This is a genomic window from Ferrimonas senticii DSM 18821, from assembly GCF_000422665.1.
GTDB lineage: Bacteria > Pseudomonadota > Gammaproteobacteria > Enterobacterales > Shewanellaceae > Ferrimonas > Ferrimonas senticii.
The window spans coordinates 318669-343928 of the sequence record NZ_AUGM01000004.1 but is presented as its reverse complement, the minus strand read 5'-3'; the positions used below and the strand labels follow the sequence as shown (position 1 = coordinate 343928).

Here is a 25260-nt window from a genome sequence, read left to right as displayed (position 1 = left end):
GGGGCAGTAAATCGCCCATAAAACAAAATCCCCCTTGGGCTTTGCCCGAGGGGGATTTTTGATTGAGTCGCTAAGTCCAGAGAGTTAGCGGGCTCAGAGCAGTATTAGAACTGTTCTACCACCAGTTTACCCGCAGCGATATCTGGGGTGTATGGACGGTCAACTTTCACGAACGGTACTTTAGCGCGGTAAGCGTCGTACAGCTCTTCGGTCGCTTCACCCAGTTTCAGATCTGGGTTTTTAGCGCGACGCAGGTCGATCGCTTGGGTGCTGTGCAGCAGTTCCACACCGAACATGGTGTACATGTTGTCGGTGATCTGGATCAGGTTGTCAGATACCAGCTTCAGGTTGGTAAAGGTGTCTTCGATGTTGCCAGCGATAGACAGACCTTCGAAGGTTACCGGCTGAGCCAGTTGCTTGTTGCGGGTGTGCAGATCAGCAAAGGTCTTCTGTACGGCACCAAAAGCGTGGCCTGGGTTACCTGGAGCGCTTAGGAAGCGTGGCAGTTTGGTGAACTGATCATCAGACAGACGCAGAGTACGCATCGCAGTGTTGTGAGATACCTGAGCCAAGGCGATGTTCAACTGCTGCGCGGCCATCGCCACTGGCAGAGGGTTGAAGTTAGCGGTTGGGAACACGCCACCTTTACCTTCCACCAAGTATTGCTGCAGCTGAGATTCTTTCAGGTACTTCTTGGATGGCTCCAGCACTACCGCTGGGTTGTCATCGGATGCGTTGACTTGGATCAGCAGCATCTTTTCCAGTTCGTCAGCGGCTTTTTGGGCCATGGCGAAGGTGTAGCCAGAGGTACGGTAGGACAGTGGATCCTGCAGTGAACGCTCAGCGTTGGCATCCCATAGGTAAGAACCGTCCAGCTGCTCCAGAATGGTTTCAGACATCGCTTGTACGGAAGGGAATGGGCGCACGTCGTTGGTTTGTGGCAGGTACGGTGAAACGTTGCCGTTCAGCGCTTCCAGCGACAGGGCGAACGTGGTTGGTGCCACTTCCAGCAGCTGTTCTGCCTGCTTAAAGCCTTTCATGGTGTAAGCGGTAGAGAAAGCGTTGTTAGACAGGATAGACAGCGCATCTTTACCGATTGGGTTCAGTGGCTTGATGCCGGCGTCTTGCATCGCTTTAGCGGAGCTTACGCGCTCGCCTTTGTAGAACACTTCCCACTCGCCAACCATCGCCAGACCAACGTGAGAGGCCAGCAGAATGTCAGCTTCACCAACGGTGCCCTGGGATGGGATCACTGGGATGATGTCGTGGTTCAGGTACTGTACGTACAGATCCGCCACTTCTGGCTGTACGCCAGTTTGGCCGTGCAGCAGGGTGTTCAGACGAACTACCATGCCCAGACGTACCAGTTCTGGATCCATTGGCTCACCCACACCGGCGCTGTGAGAACGGAACGCGTTGTACTGGAATTCGCGAGACGCTTTCAGCGCTTCTTCGGTCATTTCACCAGACGCATCAAACAGCTTTTGATCCTTGTTCAGACCCACACCCACGGTCAGGCCGTACACTGGCTTACCTAGGCGGGCAGAGGTCATCAGGGTATCAAAGGCTTTCTCTAAGCGCTTTTCCGCTTTGCCGTCGATCTCGACCTCGGCTTTGCCTTCGGCGATCTGCCACGCTTGCTCTAGGGTCATATCGAAACCGTTCAGTTCGATGCTGTCTTTTGCCAATGCTTGGCCGCCGGCCAGGGTCATCAGGACCGCTAGGGCGATTTTGCTGGTTGAAGTCTTCATGGTGTGCTCCACAAGAATACGAAAGTGGTAATCAATCACGAGTGAGGTTCGTGATTGCTGTGCTCGCAGTGTATGCCGATGGAGGTACAGCGAAAGAGGTATTGTCGTGAATCGGGATCAAGCACGAGCAACCACGAGATATCGTAATTTACGCCCACGAAACTTCGTGTTGCTGCCAAATGCTTGGCAAAAACCGGTTTTTTTCGCGAATTTTTGTCAATGAATGGAATTCTCTTTTTGTTGATTACCAAATAGCGTGATCAAAGCGCCAGTTTGGAAGTCTCGCCAATGGACGTCCAAACAAGTTTGAGCTGTGACACAGAATCGCTGAAGTGTGTTTTTGTAAAGTTGAATGATCTCTGAATTAATTGCGCTTCCGCTGCCCAGGAAATGTCTTTAGAACCCAAACTTTATCGCGACGTTACCCAAGCGTTGTTTAGCAGCTTACAGATCCAAAAAGCCCTGTTTGAGAGCTTTGCGGTACTGCAGCCGCACTTTCCTGCTGATGGCATCTACATCAACCTGTTTATGCCGCAAAGTCAGGAGATCCAGGGGGTGGCGGTGGCGGATGCGCACAGCGGTCGACTGCTGGATCGGCGCATCGCTTTGACCGAGCAGATGTGTGTGCAGTTGAGTGATCCGGAACGCCCAACCATGCGGATCTTGACCGACATCAGCCAAGACCCCACCACCAGTCATGTGCTGAGTCAGTTGCTGCCACAGGCGCGCTCGGTATTGCTGATGCGGCTGAAAAGCGACGATGTTCATCTTGGGGTGGTGGCGCTCTATTCTCACAATGAAGCAGCCTTTAACAATCGCCATGCCGAGCTACTGCAGCAGTTTAAGCGGCCATTTTCGGTGGTGACCGCCTACTACCTGCAGCAGCATAATTTGCTGGTCGATAACGCCAGTTTGATCTCAGAAAACCGTCAGCTGCGTCGTTGCATCATCGATAATGACGAGGTGATCGGCGCCCGCAATGGCTTAAAAACCGTGATGGAACAGGTAGAAGCGATTGCACCACTGGAAAGTACCGTGCTACTGACCGGTGATACCGGGGTTGGTAAAGAGGTGATCGCCAACGCCATCCATCGTCGTTCCAGCCGCGCCAATAAACCCTTTATTAAGGTTAACTGCGGCGCGATCCCTGACAGCTTGATCGATTCTGAGCTGTTTGGTTATGAGCGCGGCGCTTTTACCGGCGCCGAAAAGCGCAAGCAAGGTTATTTTGAACAGGCTAATGGCGGCACCATCTTTCTGGATGAGCTGGGGGAATTGCCGCTATCGGCTCAGGTACGGTTGTTGCGGGTGTTGCAAAACCGCACCATTGTTCGGGTTGGCGGCGCCGATTCGGTTGAGCTCGATATCCGCGTGGTGGCGGCGACCCACCGCGACTTAGGCAAGATGGTTAAAAGCGGCGATTTTCGCCAAGATTTGTGGTATCGCCTCAATGTGTTCCCAATCGACATTCCTAATTTGCAGCAGCGACGGCAGGACATTCCGCTGTTAGTGCACCATTTTATGGAAGGGTTGATGCCCCGCCTTGGCTTTAAACAGCTGCCGCTGATCAGCAGCCAAGATATGCTGCGGTTGCAGGCTCACGATTGGCCCGGCAACGTCCGGGAACTGAATAATGCGGTGGAGCGGGCGATGATCCAATCCCGTGGTGGCCAGCTTAATTTTGGCTTTTTAAATGCCGATGGCAGTAACGGCATCGCGATCAGTGAAGTGGAAGACACCATCGTAATCGATGCCAACTTCACCAGCGATAAACTGGTGCCGCTGGATCTGATGACCGCCAAATACCTAGAGCATGCGATGCGCTTAACCGGTGGCAAGATCCACGGCCCCGGCGGCGTCGCCGAACACCTGCAAGTGCACCCCAATACTCTGCGCAGTCGGATGAAAAAATTGGGGTTGATGTAGCGCTTCATCAACAAGGGCGACTCGGTTAATCGAGTCGCCCTTTTGTTTGCCTATTTAACTACCATTTATGGCGGTTATCGATGCTGATTTTCGGCTGCCAACGCCGCCGCTTTTTAGTACAATCGCCGCTTTCAAAAACCACTCAGAAATCAGTAGGGCATACATGTTCGAAATTAATCCGGTTCAGAACCGAATTAAGGAGTTGTCGGAACGGACAAATCTCCTTAGGGGGTACCTTTGACTACGACGCTAAACAAGAGCGTCTAGAAGAGGTAAGTGCCGAGCTAGAACAGCCGGACGTATGGAATGAACCGGAGCGCGCCCAGGCGCTCGGTCGTGAGCGCGCAGGCTTGGAAGCGGTAGTAAAAACCATCGACGATCTGCTGCAGGGTTTGGAAGACGTTGCCGAACTGCTGGAGCTGGCGGTGGAAGAGGAAGATCAGGACAGCTTTGACGAAGCGCAAGCTGAACTGGATGACCTTGGCGCCAAGCTGGAAAACCTAGAGTTCCGTCGGATGTTCTCTGGTGCTCACGACAGCAACGACGCCTACTTGGATCTGCAAGCGGGCTCTGGCGGTACCGAAGCCCAAGATTGGTGTTCGATGCTGCTGCGCATGTACCTGCGTTGGGGTGAGGCCAAAGGCTTTAAGACCGAAGTGATCGAAGTGTCCGAAGGCGATGTGGCTGGCCTGAAGTCCGCCACCGTGCGCTTTGTCGGTGAATACGCTTACGGCTGGCTGCGTACCGAAACTGGCGTACACCGCTTGGTACGTAAGTCGCCATTCGATTCCGGCGGCCGCCGTCACACCTCGTTCTCCTCGGCGTTTATCTACCCAGAAGTAGACGACTCCATCGAGATCGACATCAACCCAGCGGATCTGCGCATCGACGTGTACCGTGCCTCGGGCGCTGGTGGTCAGCACGTTAACACCACCGAATCGGCGGTACGTATTACCCACGTACCAACCAACACCGTGGTGCAGTGTCAGAACGAACGTTCGCAGCACAAGAACAAAGACCAAGCGATGAAACAGCTGAAAGCCAAGCTGTTCGAGCTGGAGATGCACAAGCAGAACGCCGAGAAGCAAGCCGCTGAAGACGCCAAGTCCGACATCGGCTGGGGCAGCCAGATCCGCTCTTACGTGCTGGATGATTCCCGCATCAAGGATCTGCGCACCGGCGTGGAAAACCGCAACACCCAAGCGGTGCTGGATGGTGATCTGGATCGCTTTATCGAAGCCTCTTTGAAATCCGGTCTGTAACGACCGGACTTATTGCCACGCTAAACATCGAGCGTGGCGATAACGGAAGAATTTAGGAATTGAAGACAATGACTGAACAAGTACAAGATGAAAACAAGTTGATCGCGGAACGTCGCGCTAAGCTGAACCTGATCCGTGAAAACTGCCCAGCGAACGGTCACCCAAACACCTGGCGCCCAACCCACAAGTCTGCTGAACTGCAGGCCGAGTTTGGCGACAAGACCAAAGAAGAGCTGGAACAAGCGGGCCACATCGTAGCCATCGCTGGTCGTATCATGGCCAAGCGTGGTCCATTCCTGCTGATCCAAGACGTTGCTGGCCGTATTCAGGGCTACGCCTCTAAAGACGTACAGAAAGAACTGAAAGCGATTGGCGGTCTGGATATCGGTGACATCATCGGTATTAAAGGTCAGCTGCACCTGTCCGGCAAAGGCGATCTGTACGTAGATATGGGCGAATACCAGCTGCTGACCAAAGCACTGCGTCCACTGCCAGAGAAGTTCCACGGTCTGACCGACCAAGAGCAGCGTTACCGTCAGCGCTACGTGGATCTGATCGTTAACGAAGATTCCCGTAACGCCTTTAAAGTACGTTCTAAGCTGATCTCTGCCATCCGCCGCTACATGGAGTCGAAAGACTTTATGGAAGTGGAAACCCCAATGATGCAGGTGATCCCAGGCGGTGCGTCGGCGCGTCCATTCATCACCCACCACAACGCCTTGGATCAAGAGATGTTCCTGCGTATTGCTCCAGAGCTGTACCTGAAGCGTCTGGTGGTTGGTGGCTTCGATCGCGTATTCGAAATCAACCGTAACTTCCGTAACGAAGGTCTGTCTCCTCGTCACAACCCAGAATTCACCATGATTGAGTTCTACATGGCGTACGCGGATTACAACGATCTGATCGACTTGACCGAAGATATGCTGCGCACCGTGGCGATCGAGGTACTGGGTCACTCGGCGATGCCATACGGCGACCACACCGTAGAGTTCGGTGGCAAGTACGCTCGTATGACCATGCTGGAAGCGATCAAGCACTACAACCCAGAGCACGCTGAAATCCAAGCACTGGACTTCGAGGGCGTACAAAACCGCGATCTGATGGTGTCCATCGCTAAGTCTCTGCACATCACCGTAGAGCCGTTCTGGACTTGTGGTCAGCTGCTGGAAGAGATCTTCGGTGAAACCGCCGAGCCGCAACTGATCCAGCCAACCTTCATCACCGGCTACCCAGCGGACATCTCGCCACTGGCTCGTCGCAGCGATGACAACCCATTCTTCACCGACCGCTTTGAATTCTTCATCGGCGGCCGTGAAGTGGCCAACGGCTTCTCTGAGTTGAACGATGCGGAAGACCAAGACAACCGCTTTAAGGCTCAGGTTAACGCTAAAGACGCCGGTGACGACGAAGCGATGTTCTACGACGGTGACTACATCACCGCGCTGGAGCACGGTCTGCCACCAACCGCTGGTCAAGGTATCGGTATCGACCGTCTGGCGATGCTGTTCACCAACACTCACACCATCCGTGACGTGATCCTGTTCCCAGCAATGCGCCCGCAAGCGAACGGCTGATTCAATGCGCGGATGGTGGTGTTGGTGAACCAACACACTAATGCCCAGAGCCATCCGTGACGTGATCCTGTTCCCGGCGATGCGCCCGCAAGCGAACGCGTAATTAGCTGAAAGCGATTAGTTTTTAGCTATTAGCTATTAGCTATTAGCTATTAGTTTTCAGTTAATAGTTAGTAGCGGAAAGCGTTGATAAGCCGAGCCTCTGTGCTCGGCTTTGTTTTCTCTAGAGGTAATCCATGTACCGCACTGAAATGACGTTCTTTGAACGTTTTGAAGCCGACATTCTGTCCGGCAAGAAAACCATCACCATCCGCGACGAAGCGGAGAAAAACTTTGAAGTGGGCTCGGTGGTTGAGGTATCAACCTTTGAAGACGGTCGTCATTTTTGCCGGTTGCAGATCAATGCCGTTGAGCCGATTCTGTTCAGTGAATTGACCGATTACCACGCCGAGCAAGAGAATATGACCTTGCCACAGCTGAAAGCGGTGATCGATGAGATCTACCCAGGCATCCAACAGCTGTACGTGATCAGCTATCAACTGGCGTAATGGAGAGTGAGCCATGATCGTTATTCACCATAATCCCGATTGCGGCACCTCGCGCAATGTTCTCAGCATCATCGAAGCCGCTGGCTATCAGCCAGTGGTGATCCCCTACCTGCAAACCGGTTGGACTAAACCACAACTGTTGGCGCTGTTTGCGGCAGCAGAGTTAACCCCACGTCAAGCGCTGCGGGAAACCAAATCACCGGCAGCCGAGTTGGACCTGTTGGCCGATGGCGTCAGCGACGAAACCATCTTGGAGGCGATGCTACAGCATCCGGTATTAGTGAACCGACCAATCGTCTGCAGCGCCAAAGGAGTGAAACTCTGTCGTCCTAGCGAAACGGTATTAGACCTGTTGGATAACTGGCCGCCTGGGCCGTTGTTCAAAGAGGATGGCGAACTGGTGCTGGATGCCAACGGCAACCGCGTCGGTTAATCCTTTTACGCAGTAATATCAGGCCTGCCAGTTGGCAGGCCTGATTATTGGTCAGTTTACTGCAATCCCTTAAGTGTCGAGGTGTCGACCTCTTTTAGAACCTCATCAGCAATGGCATCCGGATCAACCGAACTGCTGTTGGTTGTGGGCATTGCCGCCGCCGCGCCGGTGCCGATCGCTTTGGCCTGCTGCTGTAAGCGGATCCCTTCTTGTTCCCCAGCCTGCCAGCCTTGCTGGTATTGGCGATCGTTATTAAAGCGCTGCTCGTCTCTCAGGTAATGCTCGAAATTATTGCCCGCGCGTTTCATGCCGCTGTGGCGGCCATCATGAAACCCTTGAATATAGGCCTCATTATGGCCTTGTTGGCGCAGGCTATCGTCACTGGTGCCGCAGCCGGCAACCCACATCAGCAAAAGTAGCGCAATAACGGAATTGAGCCGTTTCATCGATGCCTCAGATCACGGTGAAAACAGGCTGTAAGCATAGGGCGCTGATGAACCAATCGCTATTGATAGCCCCACGGCGTAGGTGGCAGCGCGACCGGTTTGCTTAAGTCAAAATCCACTTTAAAGTCGCGGCCATCGCGAGTCAGTTGGTAGCTAAATACCTCTGGGTAGATGTAGATGTGCCAGATGTTGCCGTTGGACTGCGGAAAGCCTAAGCGGGTGAACAGATCCTTGGAGTAATCATCAGCCGGGAAGGATTGGGCGTTGGCCCAACCGCGATGGTTGGTGTGGCCGCCATACATGGTTGATTCATCATCGCTGCCATCTTGCTGGCGATGATCGTGCTTAAGCAAAATCCCGGCGCCGGTTTTGGTTAGGATCCAAGTGCGGGAATGGTCATCACCAACGTGAAACGGAATTTTCAGCTGGTCGTCGCTGCATTCGCGCACGTGCATCACCAAGGTTTTATCGCTAAAGCCATCACCGGCTTTGGCACCGCTGACCACCTGACCTTGATAGGCTTTGCCGCAATGGGCGCGTAGCAGATCAAAGAAGGCGTCCTGTTCGGGAACCGAGGTGGTAAAAGCGGCGTGGCTGCTGGCGCTGATAAGCAGCGTCATCAAGGTGGTGAGGGTTGTGGTTTTCATCGTCAATCTCCTTATTGATTGACGGCACTATAGGGATCGTCAGCGCCGGTTCGCAAACTCGGCCTTAGCCAGAAACGCTACCTAGTGGCTGGATAATTGGCAAAATTGGTCGTAATGGTCGGTAGCGCTGAGCAAATCCAACGTCGTGGTCGCTACCGGTAGTGGATTGTATTATTTAGATTGATGTGTTGATCTTCTGCTGCGAAGTCGAAGCCACTAGATAAGTTTTCTGATTGGTATTCGCCTCCGGCGGGAAAGGGTTCCACCCTTTTCAATCCCAATTGCCTCCAGCACGGCGACAACCCTTCGCTCCTTGCGCTATTCCTTTCGGCACTGCGCGGATGCATCGTCCCTGACTTAGCCGCGCACTTCGGCCATCCATGGCCTCCTGCCTCAATCCACAGCACACCGCTCAGCGCCGCGAGTCGGCCAAAGCCCGTTGGCGCAACCGTCAGTGGCGCAATTGTAGCCGCGAACCGGTTCGCGAAAATCTATCCGGTTCAGACCGCAAACAGGTGATTTCACGGTAACAGCTATTCAGAATGCTTTTGCCGACTTGTTGACGCCGAGTGAAACCGCAAACGCAGCGGCAAGCCGAGGGCAGGATGCCCGAGAGGCCCGTGAAGGCATGGATGCCGCCTCGGGCCGATGCTGCCGCGCAGTGCGGTGAGAACGAGGGGATTTCGTCAACCTTGAAGGCGAAGGGGATTTCAAAGGGCACCGCCCTTGACCGCCGGAGGCTAAAACAAGAGGGTTTACTGGGAAAGCTGGATAGACCAGATGATTATGCAGAATGGTATTAGCGCTGTATTGCTGCGCCTTAAAATGCAAAAAGCGCCGCCATCACGGCAGCGCTTTTAAAGTGATTAAACTGACTGATTAGGCGACATCAATTACCACTTTGCCGATCGCTTGGCCGCTGGCCAGACGACTGTGGGCAGCGCCAGCGTCGGCCAAGCTAAATTGCTCCGCATCCAGCACCGGAGTCAGTGCCCCTTGGTCAACGATGTCAGCGATCTTGGCCAAAATCTCACCGTGAGCGGCGCGGCCGATATTGTGGATCATCGGGATCAACATAAACACGATGTGCAGCGACTGGCCTTTGAGATGCAGCATCGACAAGTCCATCTCCAGCAGCGATACGGTAGAGGCGATCTGACCGTTGAGCTTGGTGGCTTCGATGGAGTTATGCATGTTCTCGCCACCGACGGAGTCGTAGGTCAGATCGAACCCTACGCCATCGGTATGGGCGGCAACGTAGTCGGCAACGGTTTGCTGTTTGTAGTTGATGGCGGTGGCCCCCAACTTGGCCATCAGCTCAGCACCGCTGTCGTTAGAGATAGTGGCAAACACCTCGGCGCCGAAGTAACGGGCTAACTGCACCGCGACGTGGCCAACGCCACCGGCGCCGCCGTGAACCAGTACTTTCTGACCGGCACTAATGCCAGCGCGCTGCAGACCTTCATAAGCGGTGATCGCTACCAGTGGCAGTGCCGCCGCTTCGCGCATTGATAACGAGGCTGGCTTACGGGCAATCAGCTTGGTATCCGCCAGCATGTATTCGGCCAGCGAGCCTTGCAGATCCGCCAGACCACCGGCGCAGCCGTAGACCTCGTCGCCAACCGCGAAGTCGGTTACGCCGTCACCCACGGCGCTGATGGTACCGGCAAAGTCCATCCCCAGAATCGCCGGCAGTTGCGGTGCGAACGGCAATGCAGTCCCCATCTCCCGCAGCATCATGTCGACGGTGTTGACGCTGGAAGCGGCCACTTTAACCAGCACATGGCCAGCCTTAACCTCAGGCTGTGGCATCTCGGCCAGTTCAAACTTCTCTACGCCACCAAACTCGCGAATGACTGATGCTTTCATAATCGGTATTTCCTGTTGAAAATTGACCAGTCAAGTATATGCAAAGCCAGTACAGCCAATTAATGACCTTGGTGCACAATCAGTTTTAAGCTTTTGTATATAATCGCTCTGTTGCTGATTAATTATCTGCAAAAGGTATAAATGAAGCGCTTACTTGTGACAGTTACAGTGAGGCGCTGCTGACTAAAGACCAAGCCAGTCGCGCCATAATCAGTCCCATCAACAGATCCAGCATCTTCCACGCCTTCGGCTTGTTAAACACCGGTGCCAGCAAGCGTGCGCCAAACCCCAACGAGAAAAAGAACACCAGCGATGCGGCCATGGCGCCTACCGTAAACTGCCATTGTTGCTCGCCATATTGAGTCGAGATTGAGCCCAGCAGCACCACGGTGTCCAGATATACGTGCGGATTAAGCCAAGTGAATCCCAAGCACATCAACGCCGCTTTGGTCATCGAACTGGCGCTGTGTTCGCTGGCTTCTAACCGCTGTGAAGCCGTCGCGGCAGAGTAGAAGCTGAACAGCGCATAGCTGGCTAAAAACAGTGCACCACCATAGCGGGCGACGGTTTCGATGGTTGGAAACTGCTTGACGATGGCGCCAAAGCCGGCGGCACCAGCACTAATTAGCAGTGCATCAGACAGCGCACAGATGCAGCACACCAGCAGCACATATTGATTTTTCAGCCCCTGTTTCAGGACGAAGGCGTTTTGTGAACCGATCGGTAGGATCAGTGACAGCCCAAGGCTGAAACCGGCGAAGTAGCTAGACATAGCGAAATTGGGGAGTTGAAGATTTCGGTAATTATTTCATAGCCTAAATCCAATAGTCGCTATAATCCGCGCCAGATTGTGATTCTGTAGAAGTGACCATGTCCTCAACCTCATTTACTGACCTTGGGTTGCTGGCGCCACTGTGCCAAGCGGTGGCCGACGCCGGTTACCAAACCCCAACCAAGATCCAGACCCAAGCGATCCCACTGGTGCTCAGTGGCGATAACCTGATCGCCGCCGCCCAGACCGGTACCGGCAAAACCGCCGCTTTTGTGCTGCCAATTTTGCAGCGCTTGGCGGGCGGGGAAACCCAACGCAAAAAGCGTTTTCGTGCTTTGGTGTTGGCGCCAACCCGCGAATTGGTGCTGCAGGTGGCGGAGAGCGCCGCTAAGTACGCCAAACACACCGGGTTAAAGACTCTGGCGGTATACGGTGGGGTGGATAGCCAAGCGCAAAAACAGGCGCTGCTGGATGGCGTCGATCTGTTGGTGGCGACCCCAGGCCGTCTGCGGGATCTCTACACTCAGCGTGCGGTGCACTTTGATGAAGTAGAAGTGCTGGTACTGGATGAAGCCGATAAGATGCTCGATATGGGCTTTATCGATGCCATCGATGAGATCGTCACCCGCTTGCCAGCCGAGCGTCAGTCGTTGCTGTTCTCGGCTACTTTGTCACAAAAGGTGCGCGAACTGGCGAAAAATGCGGTCGACAACCCCCAGCAGATCACCATTGCCGCCGCCGCGGCCAGCAAAGCGAATATTGAGCAGTGGATCACCACCGTTGATAAAGATAAGAAATCGTCGCTGCTGAGCCATTTGATCCAGCAAACCCCATGGCCACGGGCGCTGATCTTTATCGAAACCAAACACGGCGCTGCCAAGTTGGTGGAACAGTTAGCCAAGCGCGGCATTGAGGCGGAGAGCTTCCACAGCGGTCGCAGCCAAGCGGTGCGCGAGCAACTGCTGGAAGATTTTAAAGCGGGCAAGATCCACTATCTGGTGGCCACTGGCGTTGCTGCCCGTGGTATCGATATTGAAAACCTAGAGCGGGTGGTCAACTACGATTTGCCATTCCCGGCGGACGAATACGTACACCGCATTGGTCGTACCGGCCGCGCTGGCGCCCAAGGTGAGGCGATCTCACTGGTGTCCAAAGACGACTTTAAAAACCTGTGCATGATTGAAAGCCGCCTTAACCACCTGTTGGAGCGGCGGGAAATCGAGGGATTTGCGCCACGTAAACCGGTGCCAATTTCGATTCTGAATTACGTGCCGAAAGCCAAGCGCAAACCGCAGTAATCATCGCCCTAAACAGTAAAGCCAGCATATTGCTGGCTTTGTTATTGATGGCGGTTTATTCGACGCTGAAACCGCCATTGGTGTTGATATACAGCAGTAACTCGTTGTCGGCTTTGATGTGGTGTTCGCCTTTGCCGCTAGAGCTAAAGAAGCTGCTTGGACTTAGCTTGGTTGACGGTTTTTCATTGTTCCAAAGGTATTGGCCATAGCCCTTCACCACAACCGCTTTTAGGTCACCGTTGGTTTCGATTTCGCCATCAAAACCAGCAGGCAATTTAACAAAGCTGCCACTGTTGGCTTGCGGGTTGCCCCACAAGTAAGCGATTTGAGCGCCGCCGCGATCAACCCATTCGGCGTCATCTGCAGACAGCCACACCAGATTGCTGGAGTCGATGTTGATTGGCCGCTCGCCATTATCAAACGCTTGGCTGCTGGGCTGCACCAAATATGGGCCGCTGTCGATCTCCAGATAGATCATATTGGCTTCACCATTGGCGGCGGTGATGTGATCTTCGCCGGCGGGTTGGGTCCAGAATGAACCTGGTGGTAGCCACATCGCCGCGGCGTCAGGATCATCGTTGTGCATCAAGCCTTCGATAACCACCCCACGGTAACTGATGTTGTGAATGTGCGGTGGCGAGCTAAAGCCTTTTTGAAACTTCACCAGCATGCCAGTCGCCATATCTTTGGTGCGATCGCCCCACAGATCGGCGGCTTTGGGGCTGGCCTCGCCACGGGCGGGGTTAAGCATGCCCCAGTTGATGTCATCGGCGGCGATCACACGATGTTCGTTGGCCTGCGCGGAAGTGATGCAGATGGCGGCAATGCTGGCGAGCGCTAGCGGTTTGAGTTTCATTGAGGATCCCCATGGAAATAGCTATCAAAATTAACTGCAGCTCAGCCTAGTTGGGGAAACCGAGGTCAACAATGCTGAGAAATGGGAAACAGATTGTGGCTTTGCTAAAGAATCGTTAGCGTCAAAGCGTGGTCGTGATGCTTTTAACACCAGCATAAACGGCGCTAAATCACGCCGTTTATGCTGCCATTGCTATCAGTGAAATTTAGAAAAAGCCCAGCGGATTGGGATCGTAACTGATCAGCAGGTTCTTGGTTTGCTGGTAGTTACTTAACGCTTGTAGGTGGGTTTCGCGGCCGATGCCAGAGCGTTTGTAACTGCCGATGCCCATTGGACGTTTGACTTACAACTTTCGACTAGCCTTGTTGAGGTGCCAGCGCCACCACCTGCGGTGGCAATAACTTCGCTCAATAAGGACTGATGCAATGTATTACGAGAACTTTCAAACCTTTACCGTGGAAGTCAATAATGCGGTGGCGTGGGTTACTTTCGATTTCCTGCCGGTGAATGTGCAAGGCCAACAGATGCTGGCGGACTTAAACGCCTTGGCGTTTCGGTTGGAGAACGATCGTGGCGTCAAAGTGGTGGTGTTCCAGTCGGCTAATCCTGATATTTGGGTGTGTCACTATGACACCGATCTATTGAAAGAGATGCCGACGGAAGCGATCGCTCGCAACGAAGCGCAAGTGCTGGATCTGCAAGCGGTGTGTGAGCGGATCAGTAAGGTGCCGCAGGCGACTATCGCCAAGTTAGAGGGGATGGCTCGCGGTGGCGGCCATGAATTTGCCCTAGCTTGCGATATGCGTTTTGCCGCTCGTGGTAAGTTCAAGATGATGCAGATGGAAGTGGCGATGGGGATTTTGCCGTGCGGCGGCGGTGCTTCGCGGATGGCACGACAAGCAGGGCTTGGGCGGGCGTTGGAGATCTGTTTAAGTGCTCGGGACTTTGATGCTGATGAAGCGGAAGCCTACGGCACCATTAACAAAGCGCTAGAACCGGATGAGATTGGTCCCTACGTGGAAAATCTGGCGAATCGTATCGCCCAGTGGCCGGCGCATTCGATCAATGCCACCAAGAAGATGGTCTATGAGTCAATTGACCAGCCGATTGTCGATGCCTTAAAAGCAGAAGCGTACTGGCTTTATCAAGCCACCAGTCACACCCCAGCGGTAAAACGCTTTCAGTGGGCCGATGATGAGGGCGCGCAGTTCTCTATCGATAATCAGAAGAACTGGCAACAGTTGGTGGTTAATATCCAAGACATTAACTGAAGCTCAAGCAGTAATGAAAGCATAGAAAAACGCCGCGAGTGAGGTTCGCGGCGTTTTGGCTGTCGGGCAGTTTATTTCGCTTCAGACAGTTTTTTGTCGAAGTATTCTTGGTTATCGCCGTAAGGCTTCAGCCCCATCGCCGCTTTACGCATGACGTCGACCTCGTCAAACGCCGCTTCTGCTGGGCGCAGGTATTTAACGTCGTTACGCCAGTAGTATTTAAAGCCATCAAAGTGACCATTTTCTGGGTACCAGTAGATCACCCCAAAGCCGGCTGGATCTTCAATCGGCGTGTTGTGAATGGTTTGTCCTGGGATGTAGAAGTAGTCGCCGGTCTCCATCCATTTGTATTCGCCTTCAGCCAGCGTACGAGCGCGGCCGGATACCGCGTAGTAGCATTCTGGCTGACCGTGGTAGTGCGGGTTGTGATCCGATGGTAAGCCATTGGTGATGCCGATGGTGGTTGGCCAGTCGCTGAGGTTCTTCCAGATGTAGCCTACCGGTGAGGCGGTGACATCACAGCGTTCTAGCGTCAGCACGTTGCCAGCATCGTCCAGGGTGAAACAGCCGCGGTTCTTTGCTGGTACCGAATCATCGGCTGCGATGGTGTCGAAGTTCACTTCACCGGCTTCCCACGCCTTAATGTAGGCCTCAACCTTAGGGTTACGGCACTGCTCTGGCATGGTCTTAGATGGCGAGAATGGGCTGGTTACGAACGGGATGTGGGTGCCTTGCTGGAACGGTCGTTGCGCGGTCACAAAGTGGCCGTGTTCATTCATCATTTTTTCAGCGCTGTGATCGGAATTGGCGGCAACTGGGGCGGCAACCAATACTGCATTAACGAGCGTTAGGCCGATTAAAGTCTGTTTCATCTGACATTCTCTTTGGTGTTTGCGTGCGCTTGCTCGGTAATCGCAGGAGCATCAACAAGCGCTTGGATGAAACGACGATAAAACAGTGAAGCCGTGGCAACTGTGGCGCTTTAGCAAAATAACTTTATAGATAGAGTTGCCACTTGTGAGCCACATTCAGCGGATAGTGAAGTTTATTTGTCATGATCGCCAAGGAACTGTGATCTGCCGATTGGCAATCACGAGAGGCCGTGAACGAAGTTTTTTCGATGGGCTGCCCAGTTCAAAAATAATATTTTTTGGCAATTGCTGCAGCCGTCGTCATTTCTGAAGATTGATTCAGTAAAATCGGTTTCTAGGTCGTAATCGCTAGTGGCTAAAGCCGAAAGCCATCACAGTAATCGGGTTCAAAGTTGCCTATTCTGCAGCGCTAAAGCAGCGAATAAGTAGGAATCCGCGATGCCCTGTGAACGAGTCAACTTACAACGAGCAAGCCAAATCTTGGACGTGGCTGAACACCATATCGAGAACTATGGCTTGTTGTCGTTTAACGTTTCCAGTGTGATCGCCGAATCCAACCAATCGACCACCACCTTCTATAAGCGCTTTAAGGGCAAAGAGGATCTGTTGGTGTGCTTATTTTTACGCAATGCGACCTCCAATCATTTCGCGGCGATTGAAGCGCAATACCCCAACATGACGCTGATTGAGCGGTTTTTATTGCCGATCGTGCTCAGTTTTGAGATGGCGCATAAGTACCCGGCATTTTTGCTGGTGCGGCAAGTGTCGGTGAATTCACGAGTGTGGAAGATGGCCGACGAGCGCAAGGTGCGTTTGTTTAAACAGAAGATCGATAACTTTTGGCGTTACATTAACCAAGGCATTCGAGATCTGGTCAGCAATGGCGATCTGGTTGCCAGCGATGAAGAGATCCTTTACCTGACTCAGTCGGTAACTTTTTTCCTAAGTGGTTGCTTAAATGCGTTGGAGTGTGGGTTGATCGATACCCAGTTTATTGATGAAGAACGTACCAAGGTTTTTAACCAGTTAACCCATCTATTTAAAGGCTACCAGTGGAACAGTGAAGTGAGCTACAGCGCGTTTGAAAAGATGGGGATGCGCTGTTACATGTACCTTAATCAGTTAGAACAGCAGCAACAAGACAAGTGCCTTTACTGTTTGCAGCATGCCACTGGGTGAATGGTTGCAACTTACTGAGCAATATAGCAATTAGCTCTTAATTGGTATTTTTTGAGTATTCGCTCTTTGGCCACTTGCGCCAATAAAGCCACTAGTGTAACCATGTGCTTTGTGTGTGTATTGATAAGGATATCGCCAACACCATGGAGTATCGGATTGGCCAAGTTGTGGTGGATGGGCAACAACGCAGTTTGTCTTGTGATGGCCAACTGATCAGCACCGAGCCACGGCAAGTGGGGCTGCTGATAATGCTAATTGAAGCGGCGCCAGAGCCGGTCACTAATGCCAGTATCTTAGCGCAGTTATGGCCCGATACCGTCGTTAGCGATTGGTCGGTGTCGCGCTTGGTATCAGATACCCGCAAATTGGTTAAGCAGGCCGGCCTTGAATTTGTCTTGATTCAAACCGTTCATGGTCGCGGTTATCGGTTGTCGGTAACGGCTCAGCAGCAGTTGCAGCAGGCTTCGGTTAAACCTGCCCATTCTGAGCGTACGGTTGCCGCTACTGCCGTTGCTATTCCGGATGTTGCAGCGCCCGCCGCTACCGTGCCTGCGTCGGCAACGCCAGCTTCGTTAACGCCAAAGTTACCGTGGTTGTTGCGCTGGGGCTGGCTGCTGTCGGCGTTGTTGTCGGTCGCTTTGGCGTTGCTGTTGTGGCAGTGGCTGCAGCCACCGCAGCGGTTGCAGTTGGGCGAACCGGTTAATCCTATCGGCCGGATCTTATGGGTCGATGATCATCCACAAAATAACCTTAATGAAGTGCATTTTCTGCAGCAGCAGCGAGTCGCGGTATATACCACCACCAACAGCCATGAGGCATTGATGCTGCTGTCGATGTATCACTACGACGCCATCATCTCCGATATGGGTCGTGCCGATGAGCCATTAGCAGGGTTAAAGCTGGTACAAACCCTACGCCAGCGCGGCAATGATACCCCCTATCTGATGTACACCATTTTGCCCTCTGCCGAGCAGCGACGACTGCTCCAGCAACATGGCGCACAAGGGGTTGCGGTGGAAGCGGAGCAACTTTACCAACTGCTAAGCGGTCACCTGCCGCTGCAATTATAGCAAGTCTAAGTTATTGAAAAACATAAGCTTCAAAATTATTCAAAGGGGTTCAATGGCTATTTTTAGCCACTAAGGCAGTTTCAGTGCAACGTCATGCATGTAAGTCGGGTCGATGGAGAGAGCAATGCAAAATTCAGCGAGACTTGCGCAAATTATCTCCGCGCAAATTGTGCCAGCGGTGCTGATTGCTGGCGTTGCCGCTGGGGTGTTTTCGAGCACGCTGGCACTGCAAGCTGCGACGGCGCCAATTCAACCTGGAGGTATCATTTACGGTTCGGCTGGCAGCGTCATCTTGCAACTGTCGCAGCAACAGCAACTGTTGGCGGTGCAGCGTTTTGAAATTACCCCAACCCCACAGCCGTTTAAGTTTGATTATCAGGTCAGTGATCTGGCGCAGGTACAGATCACCGTCAATCAGCAACCACAACAGCAGCAATGCCAAGTATTTCAGCAATCCCCAGCGACAGATCTGGGGGCAGTAGTCCAAGTCGTGTGTAACGGCGTACAGCGTAGCTCCGGGCTATTACCGCTGTATTTCTAGTGCTACTGCGATTTACCAGCCCCTTAAGGGTCGCCGAATTTGCTCCTCCTTTGTCGGCGACCCTTTTTTTATCTTCTTGAAACGAAAAAGGCCTAGCGCGAACGCTAGGCCTTGGTCGATGTTGCTTGGGTAATTAGGCTTGACGGCGACGCCAGCTGAGCAGCATCAGCAGCATCAGGGCAACGATGCCAACGCTACCAGAGTCGCCGCTGTTGTCGTCGCTAACATCATCAGGCTCCTCACCACTGCCACTACCAGGATTGGTTGGTGGCGCAGGGTCTTGGCCGTCAGAGATAACAGTCAGGGTAAACTGTTGGCTGATTGCATCGTTGGGAAATGCCAGATCGTAACCGGTCACGGTCACGGTGGTGTCGCCATGCCAATCTTGTTCCGGGGTCAACGTTACTGTCATGCCGTCGATCGTGGCATTGATGTGCTCAGCCTCCACCATCAGGCCATTAGCGCTGTTATCGCGATCGCGCAGCAGCACATCAAAGCTGATGGCTTGGTTTTCGCCAACGCTCATGTCGCTCAGTGGTGACATGGTTAGGTTGGATGGCGAGGCCAATTGCACCACCTTGGTCAGGCTGTTGCCATCGTAGCTGCTGGTGACTTCCAGTTGCTGCGCTTGGCCAACGGCGTTGGCGCCGCTGTAGGCTTGGAAACGCACTTCAATGGCCGATTGCTCGGGACCGTGATAGTTGGCACACAGCACCATCCCTTCGGCGACGCGCTCATCAACGTCGTTAAAGGCGTAGCTTTCACCGAGGTAACCGTAAGCCGGACCAAAGGTGCCGCGAGGGCCGTAGTAGCCATGCAGACCGATTGAGCCAAGGTGCCCCTTGTCGCCAACCATCTTGTCGTAAGCGAACACGAACTCATGTTCACCTGGAGCAAAGTTAAGTTCGGTTGAGGCGAATAATTCGAAGCTGTAACGGGCGTCTGGATCGGGGTTGTCGTTGATAAAGAACGCCGGGCCTTGCTTCATATTGTCCCATTCGACGATCAGGTAGCGACGATCGGTGGTGGTCGCCATGGTTACCCCATGGGTTTCCTCGTTGACGTAGTCGTGCATCGGCTCTTCAATCACGCCGTCACCACGCCATAGCGGTCCAACCACAGTATCTGGGAAGAAGTCAGCGTCCATTGGGTAGTGTGCCGGCCAGAACAGCGGCAGCGAATCCAACTGAATAAAGCCGCCAGGCGACACTTGCAGGATGTCACGCTCCATGTACTCGATGTTGCCGTACAGTGGGATAGCATCCAAACCAAAGTCACTGAGGCTCATCCATGCCATACGGTTTACTGGGCCGAAGATCTCTGGGCTTGGCTCAAAGCCGGCGACATCAAACAGATCCAAATAGAAGGGGTCATCACCAACTGGGATCCGGCACATCGGATCGTTGTCACTGGTGCTAAACGAATAGCTGCGGGTGATGGCGTTACTGGCGATCTGGGTGGCGGCCAAGCTGATGCGGTTGCCGTCAATCTCGGCGTCGCCGGCCAGATCGTTGTTGTTGCTGATGATGCTTAAGGTTTCAGGCAGCAGGGTTAGGCCATCGCTTAACTGCATTTGCAGATCAACGCTGCGCTCTAGCCCCAACAGGTTTGGTGCCATAGTGATGGCAAACTCAACGGTGTCGCCTTCGCCAACTTGCTGACGGTCAGCCGCCACCGCCAGATCGTCGCCTACATAGGTCAGGTTAACTGCCATCATGCCGACGTTGCCGATGTTTTCTGGGGTATTACCCACTTCGACTACGCCGTAGTAGCGCTGGTCGAGTTCTGGTGCGTCGAGATCCCAGTCCATCTGCAAGTGATATGGGGTTAAGCCATCGGTGCTGCTCGGGCCTGACACGGTGAGGCTGCTATTGTCGTCGCTGCCAACCAAAGCCAACGACATGGTGATGTTGTCTTTGCTGTCTTCGGCATCGCCCCAAACGTCTTTGTAGTTGCCAATTACTGCCCAGTAGCGGCCTGGACGAGGATCATTAATGGCACAGTAGTCGTTCAGATCGGTAAAGGAGTAACAGATCGCTTCGTCAAACCAATCGACCATGCCATCTTCATCAAGATCCATGCCGATATCCAGCTGGCTCTTAACCGCCTTATCTTCGTGCTTGATCTCCCAGACTAGGCGGCGGGTACCTTCCGGTACATCGAAGAATTCGATGGCGATGCCAGGATTGTTGATCAGCGTTTCTGGCTCGCGGAAGCTGTAATCAACCGCTTTTGACAGTTGATAGTGGTAGTCGGTGCCCGCAGTCAGGCCACTGACTTTTACACCAAGTTCAGCGATCTGACGAGTCTGCAGCGCTGGGGTTAACATGCTGCCGCTGTCGCGATGGATATCACCGCTAACAATGGCGGGTAACGCATCACCGGCAAAGCGAGCCATCACTGGCAAGTATTGGTTTGGCAGCGCGGCGTTATCTGGCGTTAGGTGTACCTTGCCAAAGACCTCGACCGAGGAGGAGGTGGCAAATACGCTTTCAACGTCCATGATCTTGGCGGTCACCATGATGCTTTGGCTTTCACCTGCGGCCAAGGTGAATTCACTTGGGTAGACTTCAAGTTCAAGGAATTCGGTGCCATCGACCTGCAACTCTTCAGCAGTCACTTGCCAACTGCCAGTTTCAGTCGCGGTAAAGGTTCGCATCCAAGTACAGCTGCCGGCGCATTCGCTATTGGCCAGATAAGGCACGTTCAGGGCGGTTACATCGCCACCCTCGGCAGGGTTCGCCGCCCGGTAGTTATCACCGCTTTCATCCAGCAGCAGTCCGGCTTTAACGGCGCGGGCAACGTTAATTACGCCGCTGCCCATCTCATAGAAGCTGGCATCAACCAGTTGTGGTGGGTAGCTAAAGTCGTAGGACTTACCCGGCAAGGCGGTGGTCATCAGAGCCGATTGGATCTGCGCTGGAGTCCAGTCTGGGTGGGCTTGGCTAAGCAGCGCCATGGCGCCGGCCACATGCGGGCCAGACATTGAAGTGCCACTGATGGCCGCATAGTCGGTTGGCGCCGGATATTGGGTAAATGGCATGTCGTCAGCGTAGGCGGCAAATACGTTTACCCCTGGGGCTGAGACATTGGGCACCATGGTATCGGGATTGGTACGGCTAGGACCGCGGCTAGAGAAATTTGCCAGTACGTCGGCATCGCGTGCTTGAGTGATCACCTCGGACGCGGTGATGGTTGCCTGTGGTGCGACTTCGCTGTTTTCCAGCCAGCTTACCAACTCTTGGCCAGCGTAGTAATCAACATGCAACCCCGGGATTGGGAATGGGTTGAGATTTAGGCTATTGCCACCTTGGCCATCGTCGTAGGCGACGGCATTGTATAGCACCACTGCACCGGCGCCGCCAGCGGCAACGTGGGTGCCTTTAGCAACGCGGGCGATCTCTCCGCGCTTACACAGAACAATTTGATCGGCACTGAAGGTGGCATCGGCAAAGGGTTGTAAACACATGCCATCGCCGGGCATGCCGGCCTCAATGTCATCGAAGTCGGCGGCGTTAACGAGCGTGCCAGTAAAGTCACCGGTTACCCCTTTACCGATGATTTGCGCGGGTGCACCTTCACCGGTAAAGCTGCCTAAGCTGCCATCGGTTGCAGTGATTTCGCGGCCATGGGTGCTAGCGGCAACTGAGGTTAGCCACGGTGAAACGTGGTCAATCAACGAGGGACCGGCGGTGCCCCAGTTACCGGCAGAGGCTGCCACGGAAATGCCGGCCTCACGGGCGGCTAGGAAGGCCATCTCTAGGGCGCTGTGCCAAGGCAGGCTCTCCAAACCACCGATGGAGAAGTTGATCACATCAACGCCATCACTGATGGCATCTTCGACGGCCGCCAACAGGGCATCCCCTGGACAACCGGCATACAGATCGCCGGAGCCACCGGCAAAACAGACTTGATAGGAGATGATATTGGCCCGTGGTGCGACCCCGGATACCTCTGGAAACACCAAGTCGGTGTCGAAGCCATCGCCGCTGACTCCAAGGCTTGGCAGTTTGTAGGGCACATCAAACAACAGATTGCCGGCAACGGTGGCGGCGGTGTGCGAGCCGTGACCGTTGTAATCCTCGCCGGTTGGCGGTCGCAGGTAATCGACTTCCCACTCAGGTACCTCTGGCTGGAACCCTGGATCCTTATAGCTGTCGGTGATCACCTCATAGGAGCGCACTCCAATCAGCTTGTCGTTACATAGGCTGGCGTATTCGGCGATGGCACAGTCGCCGACAAAGTTACCGCTGCCAAAGGGATTGATGTGTTGATAGCCATCGCCGGCAATTGCAGCGAAGGAGGGGTGATCGGTGTTGATGCCGGTATCCAAGATCCCAGCGATAATACCTTCACCAAAGACGGTGTTACTGCTGGGCACCCCGATCCCTTGCCATAGCTGATCAGCGCCAATGTGTTTGGGGCCAACATCGGTAAACAGTTGATATGTTTTGGCGCGAGTCACCGCTTTGACGCCGGGCAGTTCGGCCACTTTGGCGGCTTCATCTTGGCTTAGACGCATGCTCATGCCGTTCAGTGCCATAGTAAAGCGGCGGGTCACTTTGGCGGCAGGGGCAACTTGGCTAATTTGGTTTAATGCACCGTCTTGCTGATTGCCCAAAAAGCTGCGGTAGCTGGCGACCACTGGATTTTGTGGGTGCAGATTGGCGCTGCTGGCGCCACGGCTAAATTGCTTCTGCGCGCGCACTGCGGTGGCCGCAAAGCCATGGCGCTCGCCCTGATAGAGTGCCACTGGGGCGTCGGTCAGTTGCACGATGTAGGTCTGTTCACCGTTGATATCGGCTTCCCATTCAAACGGCACTTTGGTGCTGCTGGCGGCGATACTGCGGTGAACGTTTAGGCCGATAGAGCCGGGCCGTTGTTGCAGGGTCATGCCGGGCTGTTGGCGAACGATGCGGTTGTGATTAAGTTGGGCGTCGCTGGCATGCAGTTGCAGCAAAGAGTCGGCGCTTATATTGGCACTGTGGCTGTTGGCCGAGGCGTGGGCCGAGCCCATTCCCGCAGCATACAGCGCCGTCAGTGTCATGATGGTCGCTTTTTTTAGTTGCATTTATAACCTCAAAGCCCCAAATGGGGCGGTCCTTGGTCCGAAAGTGGCGGTTTCCCTACCCCAAAGAGGCAACTGCGGGATGGGGGCGTGCTGGCCAAAGCGGTGCTTTGCTGTGTTCGGCGTACAGAATCACGGCCCTTGGCTGATGTTGCGTCATCTTTTTAATACGTTCCAATGCAAACTTTGCCGACTGTGTATGCATAAAAAGCATGACTGGCTTATGCCTCTGTTGCCGGCTGATTTTTCCCTTTGGCTTACCAGTGTTGTCAGTTGTCGTGACATCACCTGCTGGTTTGCTGTTGATAAACCACAGCTTTGGCTGAAACGTGGAGGTTTGCAGCGAACTTGGTTGATCGGTAACGTACTCATAAAGGCGTTGGGTTGAATGCAATTTGGCTATCTATGGCGTCGTATTTATTCGCTGCAAAGGAAATGTTATGCGCACCAACACCATGGAACTTCGGCACCTGCGCCACTTTCAGATGCTGTGCCGTAAAGGCAGTTTTAGCGCCGCTGCGGAGGCGTTGCATTTGAGTCAGCCCAGTTTGAGCCGCAGCATTCAGCGGATGGAGGAACTGTTAGAAGCGCCGTTACTGGACCGCCAGCAAGGGGCGGTCAGTCTGACCCCCTATGGCGAGTCGGTATTGCGCCACGGTGAGCGGATCTTGCGCGATGTGCGGCAACTGGGGATGGAGTTAGAGTTGATGCACAGTGGCGATTGGAGTGAGTTGGCAATTGGTGCCAGTGCCATTCCGGCGCAAACCTTAATGGGACCTGTGATTGGCGAACTGACTCGGCGCCATCCGACCTTGAATCTCGAACTTAGAATCGACAATTGGCAGCGTTCGCTGCGGCGACTGCTGTCTGGTGAACTGAATTTTATGGTCGATGAGGTGGTCGGTACCGGGCTGATACAACGCCAAGATCTGCAAGTTACTCGGTTAGCAGCGCAACCGGTGTTGTTGTGCTGTAACCCGCAGCATCCGTTACTGGCGCGGGCTGAGCTGAAATTTCACGACTTACAGCAATACCCGTTGGCACTGCCGCGAACCATGCCAGATCAGTTTCTTGAGCATCATATTCCGGGGCTAACCTTAGGTAGCATGGTCTCTGGGCGGCGGCTGATCCGTTTTGACCAGTTCGTTACCGTAAAGCCGGCGCTGTTTGATAGCCAGTTGATCGCACTAACGCCACTCTCGAGCGTCTATGACGCACTCAATGAGGGCAAGCTCGGCATTTTGAAGGTGACCGATCTTGAGCCTATCGAAGCCAATTTTGGCATGGTGTCACTGAAGGGGCGCACCCAACCTGCGGCGGCCCAATATGTGATTGAAGCGATGCAGCGTAAAGCCCAGCGGATTGTTGCCAGCGCCAGCGCGCTGCTGTAGTGCATCTTTAGAAGCAAAAATGCCCCAAGCGAGAACTTGGGGCACTTTCATTTTTAGCCAATCACGACAGGCTAGGTTGATGATGACTGAGTGATTGTCGTGACGTGGCTGAGACGATTAACGTTCGTCAAACCACGCGCGGTGACACTCTTCACAGGCTGGAGCCGAGGTCTTGTGCTCGCTGTGACAAGCGATACAGGACGCGCCTTCACCGTAGTGTGGGCTCTGGTGCGGATCCGCGTGCTCAAACTTCAGGCGCTCTTTCGGGATCTCGATATCCTTCATGTCGCCGTGACAATCGCGACAGGCCTTATCGTCCATGTACTTGCGAGGCCTCTTGTCGTGGCAGCTTTGGCAATCATCTTGGTAGATAAAAGCGTGCTGGCTACGGCCTTTCATGCCGCCTTCCTGCTTAACGATTTCACCGGCGTGGGCGGTCATTGCCAACAGCAAAGAAGCAGCCAATAGAGTTAATTTTTTCATGGT

21 protein-coding genes are annotated in these 25260 nt (G+C 53.9%); 11 read left to right on the top strand and 10 right to left on the bottom strand.

What is annotated here, in order from left to right; translation table 11 throughout:
- Nucleotides 1-104: 104 nt before the first annotated feature.
- Nucleotides 105-1751 carry an HAL/PAL/TAL family ammonia-lyase gene (locus G506_RS0105225; RefSeq protein ID WP_028115944.1) on the bottom strand — a complete coding sequence of 549 codons (1647 nt, stop codon included), beginning with the start codon at nt 1749-1751 and terminating at the stop codon, nt 105-107.
- Between the two features lie 390 nt (nt 1752-2141).
- Here G506_RS0105225 and G506_RS0105220 point away from each other — a divergent pair, with 390 nt between their 5' ends.
- The 5 genes from G506_RS0105220 (at nt 2142) to G506_RS0105195 (ending at nt 7494) form a co-directional block, all read left to right on the top strand.
- Nucleotides 2142-3677 (top strand): sigma-54-dependent Fis family transcriptional regulator, encoded by a 1536-nt coding sequence (locus G506_RS0105220; RefSeq protein ID WP_028115943.1) that lies wholly within the window; start codon nt 2142-2144, stop codon nt 3675-3677.
- A 163-nt stretch (nt 3678-3840) separates the two neighbouring features.
- A protein-coding gene (gene prfB, locus G506_RS0105210) for a peptide chain release factor 2 (protein ID WP_156904803.1) occupies nt 3841-4939 on the top strand; the annotation gives its coding sequence in 2 pieces (ribosomal slippage) (nt 3841-3915 and nt 3917-4939; 1098 coding nt in all).
- Between the two features lie 68 nt (nt 4940-5007).
- A complete protein-coding gene (gene lysS / locus G506_RS0105205) occupies nt 5008-6513 on the top strand; it encodes a lysine--tRNA ligase (RefSeq protein ID WP_028115941.1) in 1506 nt (501 codons plus the stop codon).
- Nucleotides 6514-6749: 236 nt separating this feature from the next.
- The gene (gene yqfB, locus G506_RS0105200) at nt 6750-7061 is read left to right on the top strand and encodes a N(4)-acetylcytidine aminohydrolase (protein ID WP_028115940.1); all 312 of its coding nucleotides are present in this window, start codon (nt 6750-6752) and stop codon (nt 7059-7061) included.
- A 13-nt stretch (nt 7062-7074) separates the two neighbouring features.
- Entirely contained in the window at nt 7075-7494 is a 420-nt protein-coding gene (locus tag G506_RS0105195) for an arsenate reductase family protein (RefSeq protein WP_028115939.1), read from the top strand.
- Nucleotides 7495-7550: 56 nt separating this feature from the next.
- Here the strand turns inward: G506_RS0105195 and G506_RS0105190 are convergent, their stop codons facing one another.
- The 4 genes from G506_RS0105190 to G506_RS0105160 form a co-directional block, all read right to left on the bottom strand.
- Nucleotides 7551-7940: a hypothetical protein gene (locus G506_RS0105190; RefSeq protein ID WP_205619473.1), complete on the bottom strand. Its 390-nt coding sequence runs from the start codon at nt 7938-7940 to the stop codon at nt 7551-7553.
- Between the two features lie 59 nt (nt 7941-7999).
- Complete coding sequence (locus G506_RS0105185; RefSeq protein ID WP_028115937.1) at nt 8000-8587, bottom strand: hypothetical protein; 588 nt, start codon at nt 8585-8587, stop codon at nt 8000-8002.
- An 879-nt stretch (nt 8588-9466) separates the two neighbouring features.
- Entirely contained in the window at nt 9467-10456 is a 990-nt protein-coding gene (locus tag G506_RS0105165) for a zinc-dependent alcohol dehydrogenase family protein (protein WP_028115935.1), read from the bottom strand.
- Between the two features lie 163 nt (nt 10457-10619).
- Nucleotides 10620-11228 (bottom strand): LysE/ArgO family amino acid transporter, encoded by a 609-nt coding sequence (locus G506_RS0105160; protein WP_028115934.1) that lies wholly within the window; start codon nt 11226-11228, stop codon nt 10620-10622.
- A gap of 98 nt (nt 11229-11326) precedes the next feature.
- Between G506_RS0105160 and G506_RS0105155 the strand changes: the two genes are divergently transcribed.
- Nucleotides 11327-12526 carry a DEAD/DEAH box helicase gene (locus tag G506_RS0105155; RefSeq protein WP_035387014.1) on the top strand — a complete coding sequence of 400 codons (1200 nt, stop codon included), beginning with the start codon at nt 11327-11329 and terminating at the stop codon, nt 12524-12526.
- Nucleotides 12527-12581: 55 nt separating this feature from the next.
- Here the strand turns inward: G506_RS0105155 and G506_RS0105150 are convergent, their stop codons facing one another.
- Together G506_RS0105150 and G506_RS21230 are read right to left on the bottom strand one after the other, a co-directional pair.
- Nucleotides 12582-13382 (bottom strand): DUF4437 domain-containing protein, encoded by an 801-nt coding sequence (locus G506_RS0105150; RefSeq protein WP_028115932.1) that lies wholly within the window; start codon nt 13380-13382, stop codon nt 12582-12584.
- 205 nt (nt 13383-13587) lie between these two features.
- Complete coding sequence (locus G506_RS21230) at nt 13588-13713, bottom strand: hypothetical protein (RefSeq protein ID WP_276197522.1); 126 nt, start codon at nt 13711-13713, stop codon at nt 13588-13590.
- A 94-nt stretch (nt 13714-13807) separates the two neighbouring features.
- On the opposite strand from G506_RS21230, the gene G506_RS0105140 reads away from it, so the two are divergent.
- On the top strand, nt 13808-14653 hold the full coding sequence (locus G506_RS0105140; protein ID WP_028115931.1) for an enoyl-CoA hydratase/isomerase family protein: 846 nt from the start codon (nt 13808-13810) through the stop codon (nt 14651-14653).
- Between the two features lie 71 nt (nt 14654-14724).
- Here the strand turns inward: G506_RS0105140 and G506_RS18885 are convergent, their stop codons facing one another.
- Nucleotides 14725-15525: a cupin domain-containing protein gene (locus G506_RS18885; protein WP_051201915.1), complete on the bottom strand. Its 801-nt coding sequence runs from the start codon at nt 15523-15525 to the stop codon at nt 14725-14727.
- A 438-nt stretch (nt 15526-15963) separates the two neighbouring features.
- Here G506_RS18885 and G506_RS18880 point away from each other — a divergent pair, with 438 nt between their 5' ends.
- The 3 genes from G506_RS18880 (at nt 15964) to G506_RS0105120 (ending at nt 18315) form a co-directional block, all read left to right on the top strand.
- On the top strand, nt 15964-16704 hold the full coding sequence (locus G506_RS18880) for a TetR/AcrR family transcriptional regulator (RefSeq protein WP_051201914.1): 741 nt from the start codon (nt 15964-15966) through the stop codon (nt 16702-16704).
- A 113-nt stretch (nt 16705-16817) separates the two neighbouring features.
- Nucleotides 16818-17774, top strand: a complete 957-nt coding sequence (locus tag G506_RS0105125) for a winged helix-turn-helix domain-containing protein (protein WP_156904802.1) — start codon at nt 16818-16820, stop codon at nt 17772-17774.
- A 124-nt stretch (nt 17775-17898) separates the two neighbouring features.
- On the top strand, nt 17899-18315 hold the full coding sequence (locus tag G506_RS0105120) for a hypothetical protein (RefSeq protein WP_156904801.1): 417 nt from the start codon (nt 17899-17901) through the stop codon (nt 18313-18315).
- A 133-nt stretch (nt 18316-18448) separates the two neighbouring features.
- On the opposite strand, the gene G506_RS21225 is transcribed toward G506_RS0105120, so the two are convergent.
- Complete coding sequence (locus G506_RS21225; RefSeq protein ID WP_028115928.1) at nt 18449-23386, bottom strand: S8 family serine peptidase; 4938 nt, start codon at nt 23384-23386, stop codon at nt 18449-18451.
- 437 nt (nt 23387-23823) lie between these two features.
- On the opposite strand from G506_RS21225, the gene G506_RS0105110 reads away from it, so the two are divergent.
- The gene (locus G506_RS0105110; protein WP_028115927.1) at nt 23824-24774 is read left to right on the top strand and encodes a LysR family transcriptional regulator; all 951 of its coding nucleotides are present in this window, start codon (nt 23824-23826) and stop codon (nt 24772-24774) included.
- Between the two features lie 117 nt (nt 24775-24891).
- On the opposite strand, the gene G506_RS0105105 is transcribed toward G506_RS0105110, so the two are convergent.
- Nucleotides 24892-25257: a cytochrome c3 family protein gene (locus tag G506_RS0105105; protein ID WP_028115926.1), complete on the bottom strand. Its 366-nt coding sequence runs from the start codon at nt 25255-25257 to the stop codon at nt 24892-24894.
- Between the last annotated feature and the right edge of the window lie 3 nt (nt 25258-25260).